4 protein-coding genes are annotated in these 7,875 nt (G+C 68.9%); 1 reads left to right on the top strand and 3 read right to left on the bottom strand.

The window, feature by feature from the left end; translation table 11 throughout:
• Positions 1-140: 140 nt before the first annotated feature.
• From ABZU75_RS44205 to ABZU75_RS44195, 3 genes are all read right to left on the bottom strand, one after another.
• Positions 141-335 (bottom strand): ferredoxin, encoded by a 195-nt coding sequence (locus ABZU75_RS44205; protein ID WP_326638669.1) that lies wholly within the window; start codon positions 333-335, stop codon positions 141-143.
• 61 nt (positions 336-396) lie between these two features.
• Positions 397-1,578 carry a cytochrome P450 gene (locus tag ABZU75_RS44200; protein WP_355568773.1) on the bottom strand — a complete coding sequence of 394 codons (1,182 nt, stop codon included), beginning with the start codon at positions 1,576-1,578 and terminating at the stop codon, positions 397-399.
• A 34-nt stretch (positions 1,579-1,612) separates the two neighbouring features.
• A complete protein-coding gene (locus tag ABZU75_RS44195; RefSeq protein WP_355568770.1) occupies positions 1,613-2,974 on the bottom strand; it encodes a glycosyltransferase in 1,362 nt (453 codons plus the stop codon).
• 468 nt (positions 2,975-3,442) lie between these two features.
• Here ABZU75_RS44195 and ABZU75_RS44190 point away from each other — a divergent pair.
• On the top strand, positions 3,443-7,875 hold a 4,433-nt coding region (locus tag ABZU75_RS44190; protein WP_355568767.1), incomplete at its 3' end, for a beta-ketoacyl synthase N-terminal-like domain-containing protein.

Raw genomic sequence — 7,875 nt, 5'->3', positions numbered from 1 at the left:
CCCGCGCCCACGAGCGGGACCATGACGGCGGGACCCAAGGTGGGACGGTCCGGAACGCCAATTGACCCGGTCGGGTGTGCGTCCACCCGGCCGGGTCAGGTTCGTGCAGTCAGATCGCGGTCACCTGTTCGGTATGGTCTTCAGCTTTCGGCCAGCGAGATGGACCTGGACGGGCAGGCCACGACGGCCTCTCGCATAACGGCCTGAGCCGAATCGTCCAGGTCTTCGACCAGAACGATGACGGTTCCCTCGTCGCTCTGGTCGAAGACCTCCGGCGCGATGAGCACGCACTGGCCGGCACCGATGCAGCGCTGGGCGTTCACATTGACACGCATGACATTCCTCATTTTTGAGAGACCGGGTCTGACAGGTGACCGGCCGGGGCCTGCCGCTCCGTCACCAACGGACCGGGAGCGCATGCAGCCCGAACAGCACACCGGTGTACTTGAACGGCAGGTCCTCGACCGCGATATCGAGCTGAAGGGTCGGAATCCGCTGGAACAGGGACGCGAAGACGGTCTCCATCTCGATCCTGACGAGGTTCTGCCCGAGACACTGGTGCACGCCGTACCCGAACGCGACGTGGTGGCGGGCCGAACGGCTCGGATCGAACTCGTCGGCCCGCTCGAACGTGGCATGGTCGTGGTTCGCCGCGGCGCCGAGCGGCACGATGCCCTCGCCGGCCTTGATCACGTGCCCGCCGATCTCGATGTCCTCGACGGCCACGCGGAGCGCCACCCGGTCAGCGACGGACAGGTAGCGCAGCACCTCTTCCACCACCCCCGGCGCGCCGATCCACTGCCGGTTCAGCAGCAGCATGACCACGCCGAGCGCGATGTTGTTCGCCGTTGTCTCGTGTCCGGCGATCAGCAGCAGCAGGGCGACGCCGGAGATCTCCTTGGGGGTCAGCACTCCGGCGGACAACAGCCGGCTGGTCAGGTCCCTGCCGGGGAACCGCTGCTTCATGGTGATCAGCTTGGAGATGTACAGCAGCAGGTCCTTGGTCGCGTCCTCGCGTTCATCGTCGGTCGAGGTGAAGGTCACCAGGATGCGCGTCCTCGACTCGAAAAGCTCGCGGTCCGTACGCGGCACGCCGAGCAGCTCACAGATGATCAGCGACGGCACCGGCAGCGCGAACGCGGACACCAGCTCGGCGGTGGTGCCGGCGTTGAGCATGGCGTCGATGCAGGTGTCGACGATTCGCTGGATGGCCGGGCGAAGCTCGGCGATCCGCCGTACCGTGAACTCAGGGATCAGAGCCTTGCGGAAGCGGGTGTGCTCCGGTGGGTCGTACGCGACGAACCAGCCGGGAATCTGGTCGGGCGGCGGCACCGTCCCGTTGCGCCCGATCGTCGGAAAGCCCTCGTGTAAGGGGCTGGCACTGATCCGGGGATCGGTGAGCACAGTGCGCACGTCATCATGTCGAGTGACCAGCCACACGGTGCTGCCGTTGGGCAGCGCCGACTTGACCAGCCCCGACTGCGCCCGGAGTGAGGCGTACTCGTCCGGGGGAGAGAGCTGCCCGCGCCGCCGCCTCGGGAACTCGATGGATATCGGATCGCCACTGTGCGTTTCCATGCTGTCGCCACGTCCTTCGGCAGTACCTGTCAGATCATTTCAGCGCCGGGTTGCCCAGGATCAGGTCGGCGGCCGCTCGGGTGCCTCCCGCCTCACGCTGCACTTTGGCGAAGAATTCGGCGCGCTCACGGAAGGCGGGGTTGTTCAGCAGTTGGGTGATCTTGTCGACCACATCATCGGCGTCGATGGTCTGCGGATCGTCCACCGTGAGGCTGACTCCGCTGTCCACGCCGCGCACCGCCTGGTCATAGCAGTCGACCCACAGTGGCCGGATGATCTGCGGCTTGCCGAAATACAGGCCCTCGTGGAACGCGTTGGCGCCGCCGTGGTTGAAGAAGAGCTTGACGTTGGGATGAGCCAGCACATCGAGCTGGGAGGGAACCCAGCTCTCGATCCTGAGGTTCGGTGGCAGCTCGTCCCTGGGCGGTAGCAGGTGTTGCTGCTCGGCCGGGAGCTTCCACAGCACGGTATGCCTGCCGTCCAACCGGCGGGCGACCTCCACCAGCGCGTGTACCTCGTGGCGGGTCAGCCGGGTGATGGTGCCGAGTCCGATGTAGACCACGGAGGGGTTGGCGTCGAGCCAACGGGACAGGTCGCCGTCGTCCGGCGCCTCCGGCAACGGCGGGATGATGGCGCCGAGCATGTGGAACCTGTCCGGAAGGGGGAACGGGTACTCCAGCCCGAAGACCGAATAGCACAGGACGGCATCGGCACAGTCGATTTTCGACGACGGGCGGAGCGCCTCCCGTGGGAGCTGGAGCATCCTCGCGTACGAGGCGCTTTTGAGCGCGAGCCTCAGCATCGTCGGATGCAGGAACATCAGCCCGGCCCGGAGCTTGAACACGGTGTTGTGGACCCGCTGCTGGAACGACATGTTCAAGGGCAGCCCGGTGTGCAGCATGGGGAATCCGCGCGGTGTCCTGGTGATAAGCAGGTTGCTCGGCAGGAAAGGCGAGCTGAGGACGAATGGGATCTTCCTCTTGAGCGCTATTATGAGCGCGAGAGGGTTCACGCTGTCGAAGACCATGAGGGCCGGCTTGAGCTCTTCGGCCAGGGCGTCGAGCGCCAGATACTTCTTCTCCCCACTGCTCGGGTCGAACCCGCGCCGCACCACCGCGTGGTGTGCCTTCCAACGGGACCGCTGGGTGGCCAGCCGGTACATCTCGTCGTCCCAGTCGGCGGGGGAGTGCCTTGGATCGGTCTCGCCGAGCGAGGCGAACCGCACGCCGCTTCCCTCGCCGATCTTCTCGATGTCGGCCCTGCAGGACTCATCCGTCGCGAACCACAGATCCTCCGTACCACGCCGGGCCAGTTCGGCGGCGATCACGCACAGGGGATTGAAGACACCGGCCCCTGGATTGCTCACGAACAGCAGCGGCTTGCGGCTCTCGCCCATCACACACACCTCCATCGCGGGAGCCGGACTGCCGAACAGCCAGTGACACGCAGGCGTCTGCTCCGGTGCGGATCCGTCGTCGCCGTGCACGTCTTTCGTGTCCTGACGTCGGCGTGCCCGCACGGTATCGCGGCGACATTAGGGGGATCACTAGTTTTCCCGGGCCACGGCCCGTGGGCACGGCCGGCTTCGCCAGGCCCGCTAAAGACTAGGCGTTTGCCGAGTCGCCATCGGCCTAACTTCACCGAATGGATGGCATGCTCGACGACCTTCCTGCTAAGGGGAGCCCCGTCGTGCATACCGCCTCCCCTCCCTGGCGGGAACGCTCCGCCAGGCGAGAGCACCGGGTGCCGGTGTGTGCGGAGAGGGACGTGGTGACTGACGCGATCGACGCGGCGGCGGTGGGTGTCCTGTACCGGTGACGCCGGCCGCAGGTTTCCCGACCCCGCCCGATGTACGGAGGCTGTGATGGATACGCCCAGTGAGCAGGTCGTACAGGCGCTCCGGACCTCCATGAAGGAGGCCGAACGGCTACGGCGTCAGTACCAGAAGCTGGTCGCGGTCACCACCGAGCCGATCGCCATCGTGGCGATGAGCTGCCGGTTCCCCGGCGGGGTGTCCTCCCCTGAGGATCTGTGGCGGCTGATCGTCGAAGGTGGTGACGCCACCTCGGGCTTCCCGTCCGACCGCGACTGGGATCTCGACATGCTGTCGGGCCATGATCCGGACGGCCGACCTCGGAGTGACACCGAAAAGGGAGCCTTCATCCGCGACATCGCGGACTTCGACCCTGGGTTCTTCGGGATCTCGCCGCGCGAGGCGCTGGCGATGGATCCGCAGCAGCGGCTGCTGCTGGAGGTGTCGTGGGAGGCTGTCGAGCGGGCCGGGATCGACGCCGCCCGGCTGCGCGGCAGCCGTACCGGGGTCTTCGTCGGGATGAGCGGTCAGGACTACTCCTACCTGATGGTCAGCTCGCTGGCCGATCTCGAGGGCAACGTCGGGACCGGCATGGGCGCGGGCGCGGCCTCCGGTCGGCTTTCGTACACGCTGGGCCTGGAGGGCCCGGCGGTGACGGTGGACACCGCCTGCTCGTCATCCCTGGTGGCGTTGCACCTGGCGACGCAGGCGCTGCGCAGCGGTGACTGCTCGCTGGCGCTGGCGGGCGGGGTGACCGTGATGACCACCCCTGGCGCGTTCGTGGAGTTCACCCGGCAGGGTGGGCTGGCGCCTGACGGCCGGTGCAAGGCGTTCGCCGACGCGGCGGACGGCACGGGGTGGGCCGAGGGCGTGGGCGTGCTGGTCCTGGAGCGGTTGTCGGACGCTCAGCGCAACGGCCATCAGGTACTCGCGGTGCTGCGCGGGTCGGCGGTGAACCAGGACGGCGCGTCGAATGGCTTCACCGCGCCGAATGGTCCGTCGCAGCAGCGGGTGATTCGCCAGGCGCTGGGCAGCGCCGGGCTGAACCCCGCCGATGTGGACGTGGTCGAGGGTCACGGCACGGGGACGACGCTGGGTGACCCGATCGAGGCGCAGGCGTTGCTGGCCACGTACGGGCAGGATCGGCCGGAGGATCGGCCGCTGCTGCTCGGATCGGTGAAGTCGAACATCGGTCACACCCAGGCGGCCGCCGGTGTGGCGGGTGTGATCAAGATGGTCATGGCGATGCGGCATGAGGTGTTGCCCAGGACGTTGCATGTGGATGCGCCGTCGTCGCATGTGGACTGGTCGGCTGGTGCGGTGGAGTTGCTGACCGAGGCCAGGGCCTGGCCTCGGGTGGAGCGGCCGTGGCGGGCCGGGGTGTCGTCGTTCGGCCTCACCGGCACCAACGCCCACGTGATCATTGAGCAGGCGCCGAACAACCGGCGAATCGCGGCGAGAGCGGGGGACCGGGACCCGGCGGCGACCGCAGATGTGCCCCCGATGCTGGTGTCGGGTCGTACGGCGGAGGCGCTGCGGGCGCAGGCCGAGCGGCTGGTGTCGTACCTGGATGCCGAGCCTGATCTGGATCTGGCCGACATGGCCTTCTCTCTTGTCACGACGCGGTCGGTCTTCGAGCACCGGGCGGCGGTGCTGGCCGGTGCCCGCGAGGATGTCGTGGCCGGGCTGCGGGCCGTGGCCGAGGGCCGGTCGGGTGCGGGCGTCCTGCTGGGACAGAGCGGGCGGCGGGACAAGATCGCATTCCTGTTCACCGGTCAGGGCAGCCAGCGGGCGGGGATGGGCCGGGAGCTGTATGACCGGTTCCCGGTGTTCGCGCAGGCGTTGGATGAGGTGATCGCCGAGCTGGATCCGCTGCTGGACGGGCCGTTGCGTGAGGTGGTGTTCGCCGAGCCGGGCACGCCCGAGGTGGAGGCGCTGGATCGGACGGGGTGGGCGCAGCCGGCGTTGTTCGCGCTTGAGGTGGCGCTGTTCCGGCTGGTGTCTTCGTGGGGTGTCAAGCCGGAAGTGCTGGCGGGACATTCGATCGGGGAGATCGCGGCGGCGCACGTGGCCGGGGTGTTGTCGCTTGCCGACGCGGGTGTGCTGGTGGCGGGCCGGGCGCGGCTGATGCAGGCGTTGCCGTCGGGCGGGGCGATGGTGGCGGTGCAGGCCGCCGAGGAGGAGGTCGCCGAGCTGCTGGCCGGGCGTGAGGATGAGGTGTCGATCGCGGCGGTGAACGGTCCGGTCTCGGTGGTGATCTCCGGCGTGGAGGAGCCGGTGCTCGGGATCGTCGCGGTGCTGGAGGAGCGGGGGGTGCGGACTAAGCGGTTGCGGGTGTCGCATGCGTTCCATTCGCCGTTGATGGAGCCGATGCTGAAAGAGTTCGGGGAACTGGCCCGGACGCTCACCTTCAACGCGCCGCAGGTTCCGGTGGTGTCGAACCTGACCGGCCAGGTGGCCACGGCCGAGCAGTTGTGCTCGCCGGACTACTGGGTGGAGCAGGTCCGCGGCGCGGTCCGCTTCGCCGACGGCATCCGGGCGCTGCACGGTCAGGGCGTGCGGGCGTATCTGGAGCTCGGCCCCGACGGGGTGCTGACCGCCATGGCTCAGGACACCCTTGCCGCCGAGGATCAGCCCGTCGCGGACTTGGTGACGGGGTCTGACGCGGTGGTGGTGCCGGTGCTGCGCAGGGACCGGGACGAGCGGTGGTCGGTCATGTCGGCGTTGGCTCAGTTGCATGTGTGTGGGGCGGTGGTGGATTGGGAGTCGGTGCTTGCGGGCGGGCACCGGGTGGAGTTGCCGACGTATGCGTTCCAGCGTCAGCGTTTCTGGCCTGATGGTGCGGGTTCGCGGGTGGGGAATGTGGCGGCTGCCGGGTTGGCGGCTACGGGCCATCCGTTGCTGGGGGCCGCGGTCGGGCTGGCCGGCTCCGATGGGGTGCTGCTGACCGGGCGATTGTCGCTGTGGTCGCATCCGTGGCTGGCCGATTACGTGGTGATGGGTTCGGTGGTGGTGCCGGGCAGCGTGTTCGTGGAGCTGGCGGTGCGGGCGGGTGATCAGGCCGGCTGTGATGTGGTCGAGGAGCTGACCTTGACCGCGCCGCTGGTGCTGGGCGAGCGGGATGCGGTCGCGGTGCAGGTGTGGGTGGGGGCGGCGGACGGATCGGGCCGCCGTGGTGTGAGCATCTATGCCCGGTCGGCAGAGGCCGCCGATGAGGAGCCGTGGGTTGAGCACGCCACCGGTGTGCTGACGGCCGGAGGCCGCGCCGCTGCGCCGTTCGAGACGGTGGTGTGGCCGCCGCAGGGGGCGTCCGTCATTGAGCTGGACGGGTTGTACGACCAGTTCGCCGCGGGCGGGTTCCATTACGGGCCGGTGTTCCAGGGCTTGAAGGCGGCCTGGCGTGGCGAGGCCGGTGAGGTGTTCGCCGAGGTCGTTCTGCCTGAGCGGGCGGCGTCGAGCGCGGGTTCGTTCGGGTTGCATCCGGCGCTGTTGGACGCGGCGTTGCACGCGGTGCCGTTCGCCGGGCTGGACGATGCCGAGGGCGGCCGGTTGCCGTTCTCCTGGGGAGAAGTCTGTCTGCACGCCGGTGGTGCGTCGGTGCTGCGGGTGCGGCTGGCCAGGACCGATGCTGATGCGGTCTCGGTGACGGCGGTGGACGCGGCTGGGGAACTGGTGCTGTCGGCGCGGTCGCTGGTGCTGCGGCCGGTCGCGGCCGAGCAGTTCGCCGCCGCGGGACGCGGCCGAGGGGTGGAGCGGGACGCGCTGTTCGGCTTGGAGTGGACGTCGCTGACAGATCTCCCGACCGCCGATCCGCTCCCGGTGGCGGTGCTCGGCCTGGACACGTTGGGTGTCGCTGGGGTGCTGCGGGCGGCTGGGGGTTCGGGCGGGGATTCGGCGCCGGTTCATGCGGATCTGCTGTCGCTGGCGGAGGCGGGTCCGGTGCCGGGTGTGGTGCTGGCGGAAGCGGTCTCTGGCCGGGCCGGCGGGGTCGTGGAGTCGGTGCACGAGTTGACCTCGCATGTTCTGGGCCTGCTGCAGGGGTGGCTGGCCGATGACCGGTTCGCCGATTCGCGTCTGGTGTTGGTGACCCGGTGCGGGGTTGTGACCGGTGTCAATGAGGACGATGAAGCGGCGCCGGACCCGGTCGTGGCGGCGGCGCGAGGGCTGGTGCGCAGCGCTCAGTCGGAGAATCCGGGCCGGTTCGTGCTGGTCGACGTGGATGATCGGGAGTCTTCGCTCGCGACTTTGTCTGACGTGCTGTCTGCGGTTCTGGCCTCAGGCGAGCCGCAGGTGGCGGTGCGCGGTGCTGAAGTGCGGGTGCCGCGGCTGGCGCGGGTGGCGCCCAGCTCTGACCTTGGCGATGTCCTCGCCGATGACGGTGTCCGCTCGTGGGATCCGGAGGGGACGGTGTTGATCACTGGTGGGACCGGTGGTCTGGGTGGGTTGTTCGCGCGGCATGTGGTGGCCGAGCGTGGGGTGCGGCG

It is taken from the genome of Streptosporangium sp. NPDC005286 (assembly GCF_040607515.1).
In the GTDB taxonomy this organism is placed as follows: domain Bacteria; phylum Actinomycetota; class Actinomycetes; order Streptosporangiales; family Streptosporangiaceae; genus Streptosporangium.
This window is presented reverse-complemented; position numbering and strand designations above follow the sequence as displayed.

What these genes read in the sequence shown, in the direction of transcription:
- ABZU75_RS44205 (WP_326638669.1), bottom strand. Translation starts at nt 335, where the DNA reads ATGCGTGTCAATGTGAACGCCCAGCGCTGCATCGGTGCCGGCCAGTGC.
- ABZU75_RS44200 (WP_355568773.1), bottom strand. Translation starts at nt 1,578, where the DNA reads ATGGAAACGCACAGTGGCGATCCGATATCCATCGAGTTCCCGAGGCGG.
- ABZU75_RS44195 (WP_355568770.1), bottom strand. Translation starts at nt 2,974, where the DNA reads ATGGGCGAGAGCCGCAAGCCGCTGCTGTTCGTGAGCAATCCAGGGGCC.